This is a genomic window from Bradyrhizobium sp. 164 (genome assembly GCF_023073715.1).
Classification (GTDB): domain Bacteria; phylum Pseudomonadota; class Alphaproteobacteria; order Rhizobiales; family Xanthobacteraceae; genus Bradyrhizobium.
This window is the reverse complement of sequence record NZ_JADPKA010000029.1, coordinates 346,274-365,294: the sequence shown is the minus strand read 5'-3', so window position 1 is coordinate 365,294 and position 19,021 is coordinate 346,274. Positions and strand designations below refer to the sequence as shown.

Sequence of the window (19,021 nt, the reverse complement as noted above, 5' to 3'; positions counted from 1 at the left end):
TGTTCCTCCCTCCCTCCGTCGCTTCTTGCGATGGTGGGAGGGTGAGAGCGCGGGTCACTTGGCGGGCGACGTCTCGTCCACCCAGAGGTCCTCGACATTTTGATGGGTCAGTTCCGTCGCATTCAGCTGAATCCCCTTCAGCCACGGCTGCACCGCCATGACCGCCTTGTTGTAGTTGAAGAACCAGACCGGAGCCTCTTCATAGAGCAGAGCATTGGCCTTCCGGAGCAATTGGTCGCGTGTTGCATCGTCGTCGGCCTGCCCGGCTTCGTCGATCAGCTTGTCGAAATCCGCGTTCTTGAAGGACGTGTAATTGCAAGCTGATTGCGGCGTCGACGAGTAGAAGCATTTCAGCGCCGCTTGGGGATCCGGGCCTGTCGCCATGGAATAGACATAGGCCTGGAAGTCGCCTTTGCGGATCACCTCCGCCAACACTGCGGTCTCGACCTGCTTGACCTTCACCTTGACGCCGACGCGGTCCAGCATCGGGATGATGGCCTCGACGATCGGCAGACCCCAGCTTTCGTTCTGACTGGTCGTCCATTCGAACTCAAAGCCGGTGGGATAGCCGGCGTCCGCGAGCAACTGCTTTGCTTTCGCGGGATCGAAGGCGTAGGGCTTCATCGCCTTGTCGTAGAGCGGCGAGGTCAGAGGCAGCCAGCTCGTGGCGCGATAGGCCTTGCCCTTGACGAGCTTGTTGATGATCAGGTCGGTATCGATCGCGTGGTTGATCGCCTGCCGGACGCGCTTGTCGGCGAACGGCTTGAAGGTCGGATTCATTCCCATGTGACGGGTGAAGACCTCGGCGACTTCGACGATAGTGCCCTTGAGGCCAGGGTCGGCCTGATAGGCGACATATTGCGCCGGCCCGAGCACGGACGTGTCGATCTCCTTGTTGCGGAAAGCGACATCGCGGGCCGCGGCTTCGCCCATGATCGAGACGATGAGCTTGTCGGCATAGGGCTTGCCGGGCTTGTAGAACCGGTCCCACCGCTCCAGGACGATACGCGATCCCGGCACGTGCTCGACGAACTTGAAGGGTCCAAGACCGATCGGCTTCTGGATGAAGCTTTCCTTGGCGCCCTCGTCGGCGGGATAGATCGAGGTCAGCGCGTTGAAGAAGTAAAAGCCCGGATCGACCTTCTCAGTCAGCTTCATTTCCAGGGTGAAGTCGTCGATCTTCTTCAGGCCGGAGATCTCTTTGGCCTCCCCCTTCTCGACCGCGGCCGCGCCCTCGATCACGCGCACGAAGCGCGCGCCGGGATAGGCCTTGGTGCCGTCCATGATCCGATTGTAGGACCAGATGACGTCGTCGGCCGTCATCTTGCGGCCATTGTGGAAATACGCGTCGTCCCGCAGCTTGAAGGTGTGAACGAAGCCTCCGCCGGAGACCACGTGCTCCTTGGCAAGCTCCAGAACCGGCTTGCCTTCCGTGGAATTCCAGATGTAGAGCGACCGGTGCAGAGCCTTGGCGTAGATCTCGTCCTGCGCGCGCTGCGTCGTATGAATGTCGAGGCTGGTGAAACTCGAGCCATAGGGCGCGGTCATGCGGATGGTTCCGCCCTTGCGCGGTGTCTGGGCCTCCGCCGTGGCGGCAAGCGCCAGTCCCAAGCCAGCAACGATCGCCATTGTCCTGAACATCATGTGTCCCCCCAATGTAGGCGTGCTCTGATCGGCGAGTTGACCATTCACAGCATGTCGAATGCAAGCGCCTTGAAGGAATGACCTATGCGATCCGGGCTTCACCTCTTCCCGTGGGGAGAGGTGAAGCCGGATCGCCGACCGGGTCCAAATTCGTCATGCCTGGCCGGCGGCGAACTCCGGCTGCCAGTCGCGCAGTTTCCGCGCTGCACTGGTGACGTCGCCGATAGCTGCAAACGCCCCCGCCTCCACCATCATCGCCCGCGCCAGCCGTACGGCGCGGGCTTCGCTGATCGCCCGCGTGCGCAGGTCCGCGATCAGCTCGAAATCGATGTTGTGGGCGAGCCCGAAGATGCGGCGGATGATTTTTGCGGCTGCGAAGCCGACCGTGTCGGCGAACAGGCGCTGCATGTAGGCCTGCCGTTCGGCTTCCAGCCGTGCGGCGCCCTGCTCGCCGGCAAAGAGCGAGACGGGATAGGCATCGCCTTCGGCTCCGGCGCGCCAGAGGTCGAGGAATTTGCGGGCGAACTCGCGCCAGACCTGCTCGACCGTCTCCAGCACCCAGACTTCGAATGCGGCGCGCTCGCCCGGCGAGCGCTCGTGGCCGGCGGAGGCGAAATAGGCCATCAGGAGGTTGGCGAGCACGGCCCCGACGTCGAACCCCATCGGGCCGTAGAACGCGAATTCGGGGTCGATCACATGGGTCTCGCTCTCCGTCACCATGATCGAGCCGGTGTGGAGGTCGCCGTGAATCAGCGCCTCGGGGCTTGCCATGAACTTCAGCTTGAGGCGGGGAGATCGCCACATGCAGCTCCATGTCATCGCGGAGGCTTGCCGCCAGGCCGTCGAGATACGGCGCGGTCCAGCGGTTCTGCTCGGCGATGCGGTAGGGATCGGTGAAGATCAGGTCCTCGGTGATCTTGCACAGCGCATGGTTGCCGGCGAAGGCCGCGATGCCCTGCTTCTTCTCGGCCGCGGAGAGCGCTAGGTCGGAGGTGAAGAACAAGGTCCTCGCCATGAAGGTGGTGATGTCGTCGACAAAGTGCGGATATTGCGTTGCCGCGACCAACCCCTTGCGCATGATGATGTGGGGCTCGAGCAGCTCCATCATCGTGAGCGCCAGTGCCTCGTTGTGATGCAGCAGCGCCGGCACGAGGCCCGGCGCGAGCTGGGCCTGCTTCGACAGCGCCAGGTATTCGTAATGAGCCCGCGACAGCGGCAGCGGCCAGCTCTCGCCAACGAGGCGGACATAGGGCAGCGCCTGCTTCACCGCGATGCCGCCGCAATTGCCCTTGACAATGAAGACGAGGTTGAGATTGCCGTCGCCGACCTCGGTGATCGCCCAGGATGGCGGCTCGCCGCCGAGCAGTGCCCTAAGCTCCGGCAGGCCTGCGAGATAATCCCGCAACGCCGCCTCATGCAGAATTCGGTAGTCCCCCGCCTGCGCCTCGACCATAACGATCCCATCCCATGTTTGGCGTGGCCGGATCGTTACTCCCGCTCCAGGAAGCTCGAGCCGATCTCGGCCTTTCTTTTGATCGGATCGTAATCACAATAGATGCTATCCGCCACCAGGGTGTAGCTGGCGCTGACGGTGTATTTGTCGAGCTTGACCGAGTTCAGGCCGATCACCGACGTGCTCTTGCCGCCGTTCCATTTGAACGGCGTCGAGCTCTTGGCCTGCTCGCAGGCCATCACGGCTTCGTTGAAGACGTAGCCCTCGACGAACGCCTTCAGGGTGCGCACCTGCACCGCCATCTTCCATTCGACATAGCCGATGGCACCGAGACCGGCGACGATCAGGACCAGAAGCGCAACAACGACCCGCTGAAAAGTCATTCGTCCCCCCAATAAAAAAGCACAAAATTCCAGGCGAGAGGAGCGCGCACGCCTCGTCCTTCGAGACGACCGCTTCGCGGTCTCCTCAGAATGAGGCTAACGGACATCGGCGCGCGTTGGAACTGCTACCGCGCACTCGGTCCTCATCCCTGAGGGCCCGCCAAAGGCCGGCGTCTCGAAGGATGGGCCGCACGGAAACCGCTCGCAAGACTGGGTAGTCCCGCTCAGTTGAGAGATAAGCTAAAACGGCATTCCCATCATCTTCGACAGGCGCTCGATCGACAGATAGCCGGCGTGATAGGCCATCATGCCTAGCCCATAGATGATCGCCGAGATGATCGTGGTCCAGATCAGCTTGCGTCCCATCCGCGTCAGGATTGGCGCGCCAGGATCGGTGCCAGGCGCACCGACGCCGTCCTCATGCTGGCTACGCACGCCGAACGGCAGCGTCAGGAACAGCGCGACCCACCAGATGACGAAGTAGATCGCGATGGCGGTCGATATCTGGATGGCCATGGGGCGGCCTTATGCCTGCTCGATCTCGACCAGCGCGCCGGAAAAATCCTTGGGGTGCAGGAACAGCACCGGCTTGCCGTGGGCGCCGATCTTGGGCACACCGTCGCCGAGCACGCGCGCACCCTCCTTCACCAAGGTGTCGCGCGAGGCGATGATGTCGACGACCTCGTAGCACACATGATGAATGCCGCCGTCGGCGTTGCGCTCGAGGAATTTGGCGATCGGCGAGGCCTCGCCATAGGGCTCGATGAACTCGATCTTGGTGTTAGGCAGCGTCACGAACACGGTAGTGACGCCATGCTCGGGCAGCGCGACGGCTTCCGAAATTTGCACCCCGAACGCCGCGCCATAGATCTTGGCCGCCTTGACAGCGTCCTTGGTCGCGATCGCCACATGGTTGAGCCGGCCCAGCATCTTCCCCTCCTCAAACTGTCAGCACGTGTACCAGACAGGGGGGCTTTTTGCCCCAATGTTCGTTGATCACGGCCCGGACAGCGCGTCGTACCGATTCAGCCAGCGCGTCCGGATCGCGGCGGCGCGGCCGCGGCAGGCTCTCGATGGTAGAGACCACGGCGTCGAAGACGATGTCATCGAAGGCCTCACCCGCCCTGTTCTTCTCGGGGATTCCGACCAGATCGATCTCGGGATCATCGGCGAGCTCGCCCTGCTCCGTCATGGCGACAGCAACGAAGGCGCAACCGGAAAAGGCCATGCGCCGCCGCTCGACCACCGCGCGGGACTTGGAGTCCTCCAAAATCGTGCCGTCCTTGTAGAGACGGCCCGACGGCACCTCGCCGATGATGCCGGGATCGCCGGGACCGAGCTTGACGAGGTCGCCGTTGCGGCAGACCAGCACGCGCGGCACGCCGGCGGCGCGCGCGAGCTTTGCGTGCTCGTGCAGGTGCAGGGCCTCGCCATGGACGGGGATCAGGAGCTGCGGCTTCACCCAGGAGATCAGGTCGCGCAACTCGTCGCGGCGGGGATGGCCGGAGACATGGACCAGATGCTCGCGGTCGGTGATGATCTCGACGCCCTGGAGCACCAGATTGTTGATGATCGAGCCGACCGCTTTCTCGTTGCCGGGAATGGTGCGCGAGGAGAAGATGACGCTGTCGCCGCGGTTGAGCGTGATCTCGGGATGATCGTCATTGGCGATGCGCGCTAGCGCCGCGCGCGGCTCACCCTGACTGCCGGTGCACAGCGCCAGCACCTTGTCCTGCGGAAGATGGCCGTAAATGTCGGGTGAGCGGAAATTCTGCACGCCGTCGAGATAACCGGTCTCGCGCGCGACCTGCACCACGCGCTCCATGGCGCGGCCGACCACGACAACCTCGCGGTCGGCGGCTTTCGCAGCCTCAGCCACGGCCTTGATGCGGGCGACGTTGGAGGCGAACGTCGTCACCGCTACGCGGCCCTTGGCGGCCTTGACCAGATCGATAATGGTTCTGGCGACCTCGGCCTCCGACGGCGAGCGGCCGTCGCGCACGGCGTTGGTGGAATCGCCGATCAGGGCGAGCACGCCCTCCTCGCCCAGCTCGCGCAGGCGCTTCTCGTCGGTCGGGGCCCCCAGCGTCGGGGTCGGGTCGATCTTCCAGTCGCCGGTGTGCAGCACGATGCCGACCTCGGTGTGGATCGCCAGCGCGTGCGCTTCCGGAATCGAGTGCGCCATCGGGATGAACTCGACGTTGAACGGGCCGACATCGACGCGGCCCCCCGACGGGACCACCGTCACCGGAATGTTCGGAGCACCGCGCTCGGCGGCGCATTTGGCCTCGAACAACGCCGCGCTGAACTTGGTTGCGTAGATCGGGCATTGCAGCTTCGGCCAGAGATCGATGATGGCGCCGAAATGATCCTCATGGGCGTGGGTCAGCACCAGACCCATCAGATTCTTGCGTTCCTTCTCCAGGAAAGAGATGTCCGGCATGATCAGGTCGATGCCCGGCAGGTGCTCCTCGTCGCCGAAGGAGACGCCGAGATCGACCGCGAGCCAGGCGCGCTGGTGGCGGTTGCCGAGGCCGTAGATCGACAGGTTCATGCCGATCTCGCCGACACCGCCGAGTGGCGCAAACACGAGTTCGTCGGGCCTCGCCATCACGCAGCTCCCACGGAGGCGGCCGGGCCGAAGAACACCTCGCCCGCTGCGACCGGCACCCGCCGCCCCTCCGCGGTGCGGACGATCAGGCAGCCGGTGTCATCGATGGTGTCAAAAATGCCTTCCAGCGTCGTCGCTCCTGTGTGGATTGCGACCTTCTCGCCGAGACCGGCTGCGCGTTGCAGCCAGAGCCTGCGGATCTCGGCAAAGCCGCGGCCATTGTCCCAGATCCCGCGGAACTCGACCCAGGCGTCGGACAGGGCGGCAAACAACTCCTCCGCGCTGATCTGGACACCGAGCGCGGCCAGCGACACCGCCGGCGTCGGCGTGCCCTCGGGCGCGGCGACGACATTGGTTCCGATGCCGACGACCACAGCAAGGCGATCGCCAATGGCCTCGGCCTCGAGCGCAATGCCGACCAGCTTCTTGCCGCCGGCAAGCACGTCGTTCGGCCATTTCAGGGCATAGCGGGGACGACCCTCGCCGAGGCGGAGCGCCGCCTCCAGGCTGACCTTCTCGAGCGCCGTCTCCTCCGCGAGCCCGGCGGCAAAGCCGAGCGTCGCGGCGACGGCAGGGGCGACGTCCATGACTTCGAGGATGCTGGCAGCGAGATTGCCCCGAGGCGCGATCCAGGCGCGCTGGCGCCGGCCGCGGCCGGCGGTCTGCTCGGACGTGACGAACCACATCGGGCCGCGTTCGCCGGCGCGGGCGTGCTCGATCGCGTCGGTATTGGTCGAGCCGGTCCGTTCGAAGGCCGCGAGCTTGTAGCCCGCCGATTGTGCACGAGGACCGAGCGCGAACCCCATTCTAGAACAGCGACTTTGCCGCGGCGGAGGCGACGCTCACGACGGGCCCCGCGAACAGCGCAAACAGCAGGTTGAACAAGCCCGCGACCGCCAGCACCGTCCGCACCTCGATCCTAACAGGATCGACCTGGCCGGCCGGCTCGTCAAAGTACATCGTTTTGACGATGGCGAGATAGTAGTAGGCGCCGACGACGCTGGTCAGCACGCCGATGACAGCGAGCGTGAACAGGTTCGCCTTGATGGCAGCGACGAAGACGTACCATTTCGCGAAGAAGCCGGCGAGCGGCGGGATGCCGGCGAGCGAGAACAGCAGCATCGCGAACATGAAGGCGAGCAGCGGATTGGTCCGCGATAGACCTGCGAAATCGCTGATCTGCTCCACGGCCTGGCCGTTGCGCCGCATGGCAAGGATGATCGAGAACGAGCCGAGCGTCATCGCGACATAGATCACGATGTACATCAACACGCCTTGCGCACCTTCGACCGTGCCGGAGGCGAGGCCGACCAGCGCGAAGCCCATGTGGCCGATCGAAGAGTACGCCATCAGGCGCTTGATGTTGCTCTGGCCGATCGCGGCGAAGGAGCCGAGCGCCATCGAGGCGATCGCCACGAACACCAGGATCTGCTGCCACTGCGAGACGATGCCGGGGAATGCGGTTAGCGTGACGCGGGTGAAGACCGCAAGCGCGGCCACCTTCGGCGCCGAGGCGAAGAAGGCGGTAACCGGCGTCGGCGCGCCTTCATATACGTCCGGCGTCCACATGTGGAACGGCACGGCGGAGACCTTGAAGCAGAGGCCGGCGAGCAGGAAGACCAGGCCAAAGACGAGGCCGACATTCGAGACCGTCGCTGCCGATGCGATGCCGGTGAAGCTGACCGTGCCGGTGAAGCCATAGACCAGCGAGGCGCCGTAGAGCAGCATGCCCGAGGACAGCGCGCCGAGCACAAAATACTTCAGGCCGGCTTCGGTCGACTTGGCATTGTCGCGGTTCGAGGCCGCCACGACATAGAGCGCCAGCGACATCAATTCGAGGCCGAGATAGAGCGAGATCAGATCGCCGGCCGAGATCAGCACCATCATGCCGAGCGTCGAGAGCAGCACCAGGATCGAATATTCGAAGATCCGCCGCGACGGATCGGACAGGAACTCGGTCGAGAGCACCAGTGTCACCGCCGAGCCGATCAAGGCCAGGATCTTCATGAAGCGGGCGAAATCGTCGACGATGAAGCTGCCGCCGAAAGTGACCTGCTTGCCCGCGGGCTGCATGTAGACGAGCGCGCCGACTACGATGAGCAGCACCACCGCCAGCGAGGTGACGGTCTTGGTCGTCCCCTGCCCGCGATAGGCTCCCAGCATCAGGAGCGCCATCGCGCCGACCGCGAGCACGAGCTCGGGCAGCACCGGCGCCAATTGATATCCTGCAGTCTCAAAGCTCATGGCGATATCCTGACCTGCCCGATCACTGGAGCAGTGCGGCGGCCTTCACGGCCGTCACAGCGGTGTTGTAGTTGTTGACGAGTTGCTGGACCGAGGCGGCCGACATGTCGAGCACCGGCTTCGGATAGACACCGAACAGGATCGTCAGCGCAATCAGCGGGAACAGCGTCACGCATTCACGCAAGGTGAGATCTTTCATGCTCATCAGCGACGGCTTGACCAGCGCCCCGAACACGACCTTGCGGTAGAGCCACAGCGCGTAACCTGCCGACAGGATCACGCCGAAGGTGGCGAAGAACGCGGTCGGGATCGAGACCTTGAAGGTGCCGAGCAGCGTCATGAACTCGCCGACGAAGCCGCTCGTCCCGGGCAGACCGACATTGGCCATGGTGAAGACCATGAAGGTCATCGCGTAGAGCGGCATCCGGTTGACGAGGCCGCCATAGGCCGCGATCTCGCGGGTGTGCAGGCGGTCGTAGACGACACCGACGCAGAGGAACAGCGCACCGGAGACGATGCCGTGCGAGATCATCTGGAACATGCCGCCGGCGACGCCCTGCATGGTGCCGGCGAAGATGCCCATTGTGACGAAGCCCATATGCGCCACGGACGAGTACGCGATCAGCTTCTTCATGTCCTCCTGCATCAACGCCACCAGCGAGGTGTAGATGATGGCGATGGCCGAGAGCGTGAAGATCAGCGGCGCGAAGTCATGCGAGGCCAGCGGGAACATCGGCAGCGAGAAGCGCAGGAAGCCGTAGCCGCCCATCTTCAAGAGGATCGCGGCAAGGACGACCGAGCCCGCGGTCGGCGCCTCGACGTGCGCGTCGGGCAGCCAGGTGTGCACCGGCCACATCGGCATCTTCACCGCGAACGAGGCGAAGAAGGCCAGCCACGCCCAGGTCTGCAAGGAGCGCGGCACGGCGGTGTGCATCAGGGTCGGGATATCGGTGGTGCCGCCGTTCCAATACAGCGCCATGATGGCGAGCAGCATCAAGACCGAGCCGAGCAGCGTGTAGAGGAAGAACTTAAATGACGCATAGACCCGGCGCGGACCGCCCCAGACGCCGATGATCAGGAACATCGGGATCAGGCCGCCTTCAAAGAACAGGTAGAACAGCACGAGATCGAGCGCCGAGAAGGTGCCGATCATCAGCGTTTCCAGGATCAGGAACGCCATCATGTATTCGCGGACGCGGTTCGTAACCGCCTTCCAGCTCGCAATGATGCAGAACGGCATGATCGCGGTGGTCAGGATCACGAGCGGCAGCGAAATGCCGTCGACGCCCATGTGGTAGGTGATGCCGGTGGCGAGCCAGTTCGCCTTCTCGACGAACTGGAAGTCGGGGTTTGCGGGATCGAAGCGCATGACCAGGATCACCGACACCGCAAAGGTGATCAGCGTGGTCCAGAGCGCAATCCAGCGCGAGTTGCGCTTGGCCGCCTCGTCATCGCCGCGGCTGAGATAGACGATCAGCGCTCCGACCAGCGGCAGGAACGTCGTGACCGAAAGGATGGGCCAGGTTGTCATTTACTGGCCTCCAAAGCCGAACATGAACCAGGTGATCAGGCTGGCGGCGCCGATCAGCATGGCGAATGCGTAGTGATAGAGATAGCCGGTCTGGATCTTCACGACGTTGCGAGTGACGTCCAGGACCCGCGCCGAGATGCCGTCGGGACCGAGTCCGTCGATGATGAAGCCATCGCCCTTCTTCCAGAGCTGATAACCAATCCACTTCGCCGGACGGACAAAGATGATGTCGTAGAGCTCGTCGAAGTACCATTTGTTGAGCAGGAACTGGTACAGCATCGGCTGCGTCTTCGCGAGCTCGACCGGCAGATAGGGCGCGCGGATATAGAACAGGTACGACACCAGGAAGCCCAGCACCATCATCACCGTGGGCAGGAAGGCGATGGTCTCGGGGATGTGGTGCATCTCCTCGATGATGTGCGGGTTCATCTTCACGGATTCGCGGAAGAACTCCTCGATGCCGTGGCCGGCGAACAGCTCCTTGAACGGCAAGCCGGCGACGAATGAGCCGACCGCGAGCACGCCGATCGGGATCAGCATCCAGATCGGAGCCTCATGCGCGGCCTCGTAATGATGCTCGTCATGCGGTTCGCCGTGGAAGGTCTTGAAGATCAGGCGCCAGGAGTAGAACGAGGTCAGGCCCGCGGCAGCGACCGTCATCAGGAAGCCGTAGACGCCGAACGGGTTGTGCGCGGCGTAGGCGGACTCGATGATCGCATCCTTGGAGAAGTAGCCGGCGGTGAGTGGGAAGCCGGTCAGGGCCAGCGTGCCGACCACCATCACCGCGTAGGTGTAAGGGATCTTGCGCCAGAGGCCGCCCATGTTGCGGATGTCCTGCTCGTGGTGCATCGCGTAGATCACCGAGCCGGAACCCAAGAACAGCAGCGCCTTGAAGAAGGCGTGGGTGAACAGGTGGAACATGCCGACCGAATAGGCGCCGGCTCCCATCGCCACGAACATGTAGCCGAGCTGCGAACAGGTCGAATAGGCGACGATGCGCTTGATGTCGTTCTGGACGAGGCCGATGGTCGCCGCGAAGAACGCGGTGGTGGCGCCGAAGAACATCACGACGGCCTGAGCGTTCGGGGCGAGCTCGAACAGCGGCGACAGCCGCGCCACCATGAACACGCCCGCAGTGACCATGGTCGCGGCGTGAATGAGCGCGGAGACCGGCGTCGGACCCTCCATCGCGTCCGGCAACCAGGTGTGCAGCAGGAACTGCGCCGACTTGCCCATCGCGCCCATGAAGAGCAGCAGGCAGGTCAGGGTCAGCGCGTCGGCGTGCCAGCCGAGGAAGTCGATGGTCTTGCCGGTCAGGCCGGGTGCGGCATGGAAGATGGTCTCGAAGTCGGTCGAGCCGACCAGCATGAAGATCGCGAAGATGCCGAGCGCGAAGCCGAAATCGCCGACGCGGTTGACCACGAAGGCCTTGATCGCCGCCGCATTCGCTGACGGCTTCTGGTACCAGAATCCGATCAGGAGATAGCTGGCCAGACCCACGCCTTCCCAGCCGAAGAACAGCTGCACGAGGTTGTCCGCGGTCACCAGCATCAGCATCGCGAAGGTGAACAGCGAGAGATAGCCGAAGAAGCGCGGCCGGTTCGGGTCCTCGTCCATGTAGCCGATGGAATAGAGGTGCACGAGCGAGGACACGGTGGTCACCACCACCAGCATCACGGCCGTCAGCGTGTCGACCCGCAGCGTCCACCAGACCTGGAGGTCGCCGGAGAAGATCCAGGGCAGCAGCTGGATGCGCGCGTCGTGGTGCATGAAACCGACATCGACCAGCGTCATCCAGGACAAGGCCGCCGACACAAACAAGAGCGCGGTCGTGATCAGCTCGGCGCCGCGCGAGCCCGCGGCCGGCGGCTCAGTCGGGCCGTGGCCATGATCGTCATGTCCGTCGCCGGGCTCGTGATGGGTTTCGTGGATGACGGACGCATCCTCGTTGATCGTATCGGACGCATGGGCGTGCGCGCCGTGGCCGTGGTCCCCGTGATGCTCGACCTCGTCACCCGAGGGGTTGCGGGCGTGCGCGCCCACGAGCGCGATCAGGCCAGCCAGAATGGCGCCCAGCAGAGGCAGGAAAACGATTGCCTGAACCATTTGAGAGCTCAGCCCTTCATCAGATTGACGTCCTCAACCGCGATCGAGCCGCGGTTGCGGAAATAGACCACCAGGATGGCGAGACCGATCGCGGCTTCGGCGGCGGCGACGGTCAGCACCAAAAGCGCGAAGACCTGGCCGACGATGTCGCCGAGGAAGGTCGAGAACGCCACGAGGTTGATGTTGACCGAGAGCAGGATCAGCTCGATCGACATCAGGATGACGATGATGTTCTTGCGGTTCAGGAAGATGCCGAGGATGCCGAGCGTGAACAGGATCGCGCCGACCGCCAGATAGTGTCCGAGCCCGATCGTCATTTCACCCACTCCGCCGCGTCGGCATCCGAAAGCCCCTGCCCCGGCGCCACCTTGCGCATCGCCATCGCCATTTCCGGCGTGCGCGCGTTCTGAACGTTGATGTCCTGCCGCTTCACGCTCGCCTTGTGACGCAGCGTCAGCACGATGGCGCCGATCATGGCGACCAGCAGCACCATGCCCGAGAGCTGGAAGTAGTGGATGTACTTCGTATAGAGCACGAGACCGAGCGCCTCGGTGTTGCTGACATTGGCCGGGATCGCCGCCGTGATCGTCTTGCTGACGCTCGGATTGATGACCCAGAAGCCGACGGTGAGCAGCAGCTCGAACAGGAAGATGCCGCCGACCACGAGGCCGACAGGCAAGTACTCGATGAAGCCCTCGCGCAGCTCGAGGAAGTCGACGTCGAGCATCATGATCACGAACAGGAACAGCACCGCGACGGCGCCGACATAGACGACGATCAGGATCATCGCCAGGAATTCGGCACCCATCAGCACGAACAGACCGGAGGCGTTGACGAAGGCCAGGATCAGGTACAGCACGGAGTGCACGGGATTGCGCGACACAATCACCATCACCGCCGACGCGACGCAGACGCTGGCGAACAGATAGAAGAACAGCGCGGGAAGGATCATACTCTCATCTCACCGGTACGGCGCGTCGAGCTCGATCGCTTTCGCGATCTCGCGTTCCCAGCGGTCGCCATTGGCGAGCAGCTTGGCCTTGTCATAGAACAGCTCCTCGCGGGTCTCGGTCGCGAACTCAAAGTTCGGACCTTCGACGATGGCGTCGACCGGACAGGCCTCCTGGCAGAGGCCACAATAGATGCACTTCACCATGTCGATGTCGTAGCGCACGGTGCGGCGGGTGCCGTCGTTGCGGCGCGGGCCGGCCTCGATGGTGATGGCCTGCGCCGGGCAGACCGCTTCGCACAGCTTGCAGGCGATGCAGCGTTCTTCGCCGTTCGGATAGCGGCGCAGCGCATGCTCGCCGCGGAAGCGCGGCGAGATCGGGCCCTTCTCGAACGGGTAGTTCAGCGTCGGCTTCGGCTGGAAGAAATAGCGCATGGCGAGGAAGAACGCCGAGACGAATTCCGACAGCAGAAGCGAGCGTGCAGTGGCGTTGACGTTGATACCCATGACGGTCCTCACTTCGGCGCGATGCCGGCGAAATGCAGCACGCCGGCCACCACGATCACCATCGCCAGCGAGATCGGCAGGAACACCTTCCAGCCGAGACGCATCAGTTGATCGTAGCGGTAGCGCGGCACGATCGCCTTGGCCATCGCGAACAGGAAGAACATGAAGAATAGTTTCAGGGAGAACCAGATGATCCCCGGCACCCAGTTGAAGGGCGGCAGGTCGACCGGCGGCAGCCAGCCTCCGAGGAACAGGATCGTCGCCATCGCGCACATCGTGACGATCGCGACATACTCGCCGAGCATGAACAAGAGGTACGGCGTCGAGCCGTATTCGACCATGAAGCCCGCGACGAGCTCGGATTCGGCTTCGACGAGGTCGAAGGGCGGACGGTTGGTTTCTGCCAGCGCCGAGACGTAGAACACCACGAACATCGGGAACAGCGGCCAGACGTACCAGTTCAGGATGGTGAGCTGCGGCAGCCCGATCAGGCTGGCAAGGCCGCGCGCATGCTGAGCCTCGACCACGGCCGACAGGTTCAGCGTGCCGGCGCAGAGCAGCACCGTGATGATGACGAAGCCGATCGAGACCTCGTACGACACCATCTGCGCCGCCGAGCGCAGCGCGGCCAGGAACGGGTATTTCGAGTTCGACGACCAGCCGGCCATAATGATGCCGTAGATCGACAGCGACGAGATCGCGAAGATGAAAAGGATGCCGACATTGATGTCGGAGATCACCCAGCCGAGATTGGTCGGGATCACGGCCCAGGCGGCGAGCGCGAGCACGCAGGAGACCAGCGGTGCCAGCAGGAATACGCCCTTGTTGGCGCCGGCAGGGATGATCGGCTCCTTCAGCACGAACTTGAGCAAGTCCGCGAAGGACTGGAGCAGGCCCCAGGGTCCGACCACGTTCGGGCCGCGCCGGATCTGCACCGCCGCCCAGATCTTGCGGTCGGCGAGCAGGATATAGGCGATCGCGACCAAGAGGACAACAAGCACCAGCACGCTCTCGGCGACCATGATGATCAATGGCCAGAGGAAACCGGTCCAGAATGCGCTTTCGAAGAATTCCATCAGATCACGCTCACTCCGCTGCGGTCAGCATGTGCCCGGAGGCGAGGCGCGAACATTCTGCCATCACGGCGGACGCACGCGCGATTGGGTTGGTCAGGTAGAAGTCCTCGACCAGCGGCTTGAACGGCGCCTTCTCGGGCGAGCCGCCCTTCCCCGCCAGCTTCTTGATCTGGTCGGCGGAACCGGCCTCGATCTGGTCGAGACGGATCAGATGCGGCACGGCCTTGAAGATAGCCTGGCGAAGCTGCGCGAGCGAGTCATAGCCGAGCTTCTTGCCGAGCGCTTCCGACAGCGCACGAATGATCGCCCAGTCCTCGCGAGCTTCGCCCGGCGGGAACGCGGCGCGGCCAGTCATCTGCACCCGACCTTCGGTGTTGACATAGATCGCCGACTTCTCGGTGTAGGCGGCGGCCGGCAGGATGACGTCGGCGCGATGCGCGCCGCGGTCGCCATGGGTGCCGATATAGACGACGAAGGTGCCGTCCGGCGCCTTGATCTCGTCTGCGCCGAGCAGGAATAGCAGGTCAAGCGTTCCGAACGTGGTCATCTGCGCCGCGTTGAGCCCGCCCGCCGTGGCGGAGAAGCCGATGTCGAGCGCACCGACGCGCGAGGCGGTCTCGTGCAGCACGCCAAAGCCGTTCCAGCCGTCCTTCACCGCGCCGACGTCGAGCGCGAGCTTGGCGCTCGCGGCGAGAATGGCGGCGCCGTCGTGACGCGAGGCCGCGCCCGCGCCGACCAGGATGATCGGCGTCTTGGCGTCCTTCAGCACCTCCATGAAGGAGTGCTTGCCGGCCGCCAGATCACTGAGCGTCTCGGTGCCCGCGCCGAGATGGTCGTAGTGATAGGTCAGGTCAGCCTTGGGGCCGATCAGGCCGACCTTGAAGCCGCCGGCGCGCCAGCGCTTGCGGATGCGGGCGTTGAACACCACCGCCTCTTTCCGAGGATTGGCGCCGATGATGAGCAGCGCGTCGGCCTGCTCCACGCCTGCCAGCGTCGGGTTGAAGATGTAGGCGCCGCGGCCGAGCGCGGGATCGAAGGCGTCGCCGCCCTGCACCGCCAGATTGGTCGAGCCATACTTGGCGAGCAGATCCTTTAGCGCGAACATCTCCTCGACGCCGGCGAGGTCGCCGGCGATCGCGCCGATGCGCTTGCCGTCGGTGCGCGCCGCCTTGGCGGCGATGGCGGCGAAGGCCTCGGGCCAGCTCGCCGCGCGCAGCTTGCCGGCTTCGCGGATATAGGGCCGGTCGAGGCGCTGGGTGCGCAAACCGTCGACGACGTGGCGCGTCTTGTCGGAGATCCACTCCTCGTTCACGGCCTCGTTGATGCGCGGCAGGATACGCATCACCTCGCGGCCGCGGGTGTCGACGCGGATCGCCGATCCCAGGCCGTCCATCACGTCAATCGACTGGGTCTTGCCGAGCTCCCAGGGACGCGCCGCAAACGCATAAGGCTTGGAAGTCAGCGCGCCGACCGGGCAGATGTCGACGAGATTGCCCTGCAATTCCGACGTCAGCGCATGCTCGAGATAGGTCGTGATCTCCATGTCCTCGCCGCGCCCGGTCGCGCCCATCTCAGGGGCGCCGGCCACTTCCGCCGAGAAGCGGACGCAGCGCGTGCACTGGATGCAGCGGTTCATCGAGGTCTTGACCAGCGCGCCGAGATATTTGTCCTCGACCGCGCGCTTGTTCTCGGCAAAGCGGCTGGTGTCGACACCATAGCCCATCGCCTGGTCCTGGAGGTCGCACTCGCCGCCCTGGTCGCAGATCGGGCAATCCAGCGGATGGTTGATGAGAAGGAATTCCATCACGCCTTCGCGCGCCTTCTTCACCATCGGCGAACGCGTCGAAATCTCCGGCGGCTCGCCCTTGGGGCCCGGACGGCAGTCGCGCACGCCCCAGGCGCAGCTCGCGACCGGCTTCGGGCCGCCCTTCACTTCGACGAGGCACATCCGGCAATTGCCGGCGATCGACAGCCGCTCGTGATAGCAGAAGCGCGGAATCTCGGCGCCCGCGGCCTCACACGCCTGAAGCAGCGTATATTCGGCGGGGACATCGATCTCTTTGCCGTCGATGATGAGCTTGGTCATACCTTAAGTCTTTCTCAGTGCGGCTGATCGACCAGATCGAGACGCCGCTCGATACGGTCCAGCCGTTCTTCAACGCGATCGATCCGTGGGTCGATGCCCGCAATGGCGATCTCGACCTGCGCCAGCCTCAAATCAATGTGGCCCATTCTCTCTTCAACGTTGGTGACGCGGGTCTTCAGATCGCTCACATCCGCGGACACGCGATCGAGCTTTTCGTCGATCCGACGAAGATAAACGAGCACGATGTTGTCCGGCTGGTCGGTCATCGCCCTACTCCGCCGCGACCATGTGCACGGGATCGCGGACGCCGATATCGTCGACATCGGCCTTGTGGGAATACTGGTCGATGCGCGCTTCGATCTCGTGACGGAAATGCGCGATAAGGCCCTGGATCGGCCAGGCCGCCGCATCGCCGAGCGCGCAGATGGTGTGGCCCTCGACCTGCTTCGTCACCTCCAGCAGCATGTCGATCTCGCGCTTATGCGCACGGCCCTCGGCCATGCGGGTCAGCACGCGCCACATCCACCCCGTGCCCTCGCGGCACGGCGTGCACTGGCCACAGCTCTCATGCTTGTAGAAATAGGAGATGCGAGCGATCGCACGGATCAAATCGGTCGACTTGTCCATCACGATCACGGCCGCGGTGCCGAGGCCCGAGCGCAGCTTGCTCAAGCTGTCGAAATCCATCGGCGTGTCGATGATCTGCTCGGCCGGCACCATGCGCACCGACGAGCCGCCGGGGATCACGGCCTTGAGATTGTCCCAGCCGCCGCGGATGCCGCCGCAATGCTTGTCGATCAGCTCACGGAACGGAATGCCCATGGCCTCTTCGACGTTGCAGGGCCGCTCGACATGGCCGGAGATGCAGAAGAGTTTGGTGCCGACATTGTTCGGACGGCCGATGCCGGCGAACCAGGCCGCGCCACGGCGCAGAATGTCCGGCGCGACGGCGATCGACTCGACGTTGTTGACGGTGGTCGGGCAGCCGAACAGACCGACATTGGCCGGGAACGGCGGCTTCAGCCGTGGCTGGCCCTTCTTGCCCTCGAGGCTTTCGAGCAGCGCGGTCTCCTCGCCGCAGATATAGGCCCCGGCGCCGTGCGCGACATAGATGTCGAACGGCCAGCCGTTGACATTGTCCTTGCCGACCAGCTTGGCCTCATAGGCCTGGTCGATCGCGGCCTGGAGACGTTCGCGCTCGCGGATGAACTCGCCGCGGACGTAGATGTAGCAGGCATGCGCATTCATCGCGAAGCTTGCGATCAGGCAGCCCTCGACCAACAGGTGCGGATCATGCCGCATGATCTCGCGGTCCTTGCAGGTGCCGGGCTCGGATTCGTCGGCATTGACGACGAGATAGCTCGGCCGGCCGTCGGTCGATTCCTTCGGCATGAACGACCATTTCAGGCCGGTGGGAAAGCCGGCGCCGCCGCGGCCGCGGAGCCCCGAGGCCTTCATCTCGTTGATGATCCAGTCGCGGCCCTTATCGACGATGGCCTTGGTGCCATCCCAGGCGCCGCGGCGCCGCGCGCCCTCGAGCCCCCAATCGTGGAGGCCGTAGAGGTTCTTGAAGATGCGGTCCTTGTCCTCGAGCATTTCAGTGCTTTCCGATCAACGATTGGACTGCTTGTAGGCAAGTCCGGCGGCGCAGACGCCAAACGTCAGCGCCCAGAGCAGGCTGGATTCCAGCGATGCGTTCAGGCTGAAACGCTGCAGCAGGAAGATGAACACGGCCGCCACGGCGGCGTGCATGGCGATGAAGCCCCACTTCTTCACGGCACCGCTCCCCTGCACTGAACGCGACGAGAGATCACGCATCAGGTGACCTCCTTCAGCGTGGTCGGCCCGGTGATCGGCGCCGAGAACTGGCGGCCGTTCTGCGGACCCGGCTTGGGCGGATTGCCCGAAGCAAAACCGTCGAGCACCTTGCCGAAGCTCTCCTTGGTCAGGTCCTCATAGGTGTCCTTACCGATCAGCACCATCGGCGCGTTCACGCAGGCCCCCAGGCACTCCACCTCTTCCCAGCTGAAATTGCCGTCCTTGGACAGATGGAAGGGCTCGTGATGGATGCGGTGCTCGCACACATGGATTAGATCCTCGGCACCGCGCAGGCGGCACGGCGTGGTGCCGCAAACCTGGACGTGGGCCTTCTTGCCGACCGGCGCGAGCTGGAACATCGTGTAGAAGGTCGCGACTTCCAGCACGCGGATATAGGGCATGTCGAGCATGTCGGCGATCACGCGGATTGCGGCTTCCGAGACCCAGCCCTCGTTCTGCTCCTGCGCGCGCCAGAGGATGGCGATGACAGCGGAGGCCTGGCGTCCGGCCGGATATTTCGCGATCTGCTGCCTGGCGAATGCGAGGTTCTCCGCCGTGAACGCAAAGCTCGCGGGCTGGACTTCCTTCGGTGCTAATCGGCGAACGGACATGG

The 19,021-nt window shown here is 64.1% G+C and carries 18 protein-coding genes and 1 pseudogene; all 19 read right to left on the bottom strand.

Going from position 1 to position 19,021, the window contains the following annotated elements; all coding sequences use genetic code 11:
* Positions 1–54 precede the first annotated feature (54 nt).
* The 19 genes and pseudogenes from IVB01_RS12965 to nuoE all read right to left on the bottom strand — a co-directional run bounded on the left by IVB01_RS12965 (position 55) and on the right by nuoE (position 19,019).
* Entirely contained in the window at positions 55–1,641 is a 1,587-nt protein-coding gene (locus IVB01_RS12965; RefSeq protein ID WP_247277191.1) for an ABC transporter substrate-binding protein, read from the bottom strand.
* A 156-nt stretch (positions 1,642–1,797) separates the two neighbouring features.
* Positions 1,798–3,097, bottom strand: a pseudogene (gene mtnK / locus IVB01_RS12960) (S-methyl-5-thioribose kinase).
* Between the two features lie 35 nt (positions 3,098–3,132).
* The gene (locus IVB01_RS12955) at positions 3,133–3,480 is read right to left on the bottom strand and encodes a hypothetical protein (protein WP_247277174.1); all 348 of its coding nucleotides are present in this window, start codon (positions 3,478–3,480) and stop codon (positions 3,133–3,135) included.
* A 240-nt stretch (positions 3,481–3,720) separates the two neighbouring features.
* Positions 3,721–3,996, bottom strand: coding sequence for a DUF1467 family protein (locus IVB01_RS12950; RefSeq protein WP_247277173.1), 276 nt, complete (start codon positions 3,994–3,996; stop codon positions 3,721–3,723).
* A gap of 9 nt (positions 3,997–4,005) precedes the next feature.
* Positions 4,006–4,410, bottom strand: a complete 405-nt coding sequence (gene mce / locus IVB01_RS12945) for a methylmalonyl-CoA epimerase (RefSeq protein WP_247277172.1) — start codon at positions 4,408–4,410, stop codon at positions 4,006–4,008.
* A 10-nt stretch (positions 4,411–4,420) separates the two neighbouring features.
* On the bottom strand, positions 4,421–6,091 hold the full coding sequence (locus IVB01_RS12940; RefSeq protein WP_247465028.1) for a ribonuclease J: 1,671 nt from the start codon (positions 6,089–6,091) through the stop codon (positions 4,421–4,423).
* The gene (locus tag IVB01_RS12935; protein WP_247277170.1) at positions 6,091–6,897 is read right to left on the bottom strand and encodes a biotin--[acetyl-CoA-carboxylase] ligase; all 807 of its coding nucleotides are present in this window, start codon (positions 6,895–6,897) and stop codon (positions 6,091–6,093) included. Before IVB01_RS12935 ends, IVB01_RS12940 begins: the two co-directional genes overlap by 1 nt.
* A 1-nt stretch (position 6,898) precedes the next feature.
* Complete coding sequence (gene nuoN, locus IVB01_RS12930) at positions 6,899–8,335, bottom strand: NADH-quinone oxidoreductase subunit NuoN (RefSeq protein ID WP_247277169.1); 1,437 nt, start codon at positions 8,333–8,335, stop codon at positions 6,899–6,901.
* Between the two features lie 22 nt (positions 8,336–8,357).
* The gene (locus IVB01_RS12925; RefSeq protein WP_247277168.1) at positions 8,358–9,866 is read right to left on the bottom strand and encodes an NADH-quinone oxidoreductase subunit M; all 1,509 of its coding nucleotides are present in this window, start codon (positions 9,864–9,866) and stop codon (positions 8,358–8,360) included.
* Positions 9,867–11,972, bottom strand: a complete 2,106-nt coding sequence (nuoL, locus tag IVB01_RS12920) for an NADH-quinone oxidoreductase subunit L (protein ID WP_247277167.1) — start codon at positions 11,970–11,972, stop codon at positions 9,867–9,869. It lies immediately after the preceding gene.
* A gap of 8 nt (positions 11,973–11,980) precedes the next feature.
* The gene (gene nuoK, locus IVB01_RS12915; RefSeq protein WP_008547737.1) at positions 11,981–12,289 is read right to left on the bottom strand and encodes an NADH-quinone oxidoreductase subunit NuoK; all 309 of its coding nucleotides are present in this window, start codon (positions 12,287–12,289) and stop codon (positions 11,981–11,983) included.
* Positions 12,286–12,924, bottom strand: a complete 639-nt coding sequence (locus IVB01_RS12910; RefSeq protein WP_247277166.1) for an NADH-quinone oxidoreductase subunit J — start codon at positions 12,922–12,924, stop codon at positions 12,286–12,288. Before IVB01_RS12910 ends, nuoK begins: the two co-directional genes overlap by 4 nt.
* A 9-nt stretch (positions 12,925–12,933) precedes the next feature.
* Positions 12,934–13,422, bottom strand: coding sequence for an NADH-quinone oxidoreductase subunit NuoI (gene nuoI, locus IVB01_RS12905; protein WP_026202312.1), 489 nt, complete (start codon positions 13,420–13,422; stop codon positions 12,934–12,936).
* Positions 13,423–13,436: 14 nt separating this feature from the next.
* On the bottom strand, positions 13,437–14,504 hold the full coding sequence (gene nuoH / locus IVB01_RS12900; protein ID WP_247277165.1) for an NADH-quinone oxidoreductase subunit NuoH: 1,068 nt from the start codon (positions 14,502–14,504) through the stop codon (positions 13,437–13,439).
* A 10-nt stretch (positions 14,505–14,514) separates the two neighbouring features.
* Complete coding sequence (nuoG, locus tag IVB01_RS12895) at positions 14,515–16,590, bottom strand: NADH-quinone oxidoreductase subunit NuoG (protein ID WP_247277164.1); 2,076 nt, start codon at positions 16,588–16,590, stop codon at positions 14,515–14,517.
* A gap of 14 nt (positions 16,591–16,604) precedes the next feature.
* Positions 16,605–16,856 carry a hypothetical protein gene (locus IVB01_RS12890; RefSeq protein ID WP_247277163.1) on the bottom strand — a complete coding sequence of 84 codons (252 nt, stop codon included), beginning with the start codon at positions 16,854–16,856 and terminating at the stop codon, positions 16,605–16,607.
* Between the two features lie 4 nt (positions 16,857–16,860).
* Positions 16,861–18,186: an NADH-quinone oxidoreductase subunit NuoF gene (nuoF, locus tag IVB01_RS12885; RefSeq protein WP_247277162.1), complete on the bottom strand. Its 1,326-nt coding sequence runs from the start codon at positions 18,184–18,186 to the stop codon at positions 16,861–16,863.
* 15 nt (positions 18,187–18,201) lie between these two features.
* Entirely contained in the window at positions 18,202–18,408 is a 207-nt protein-coding gene (locus IVB01_RS12880; RefSeq protein ID WP_247277161.1) for a hypothetical protein, read from the bottom strand.
* Positions 18,408–19,019 (bottom strand): NADH-quinone oxidoreductase subunit NuoE, encoded by a 612-nt coding sequence (nuoE, locus tag IVB01_RS12875; RefSeq protein WP_247277160.1) that lies wholly within the window; start codon positions 19,017–19,019, stop codon positions 18,408–18,410. Before nuoE ends, IVB01_RS12880 begins: the two co-directional genes overlap by 1 nt.
* Positions 19,020–19,021 lie beyond the last annotated feature (2 nt).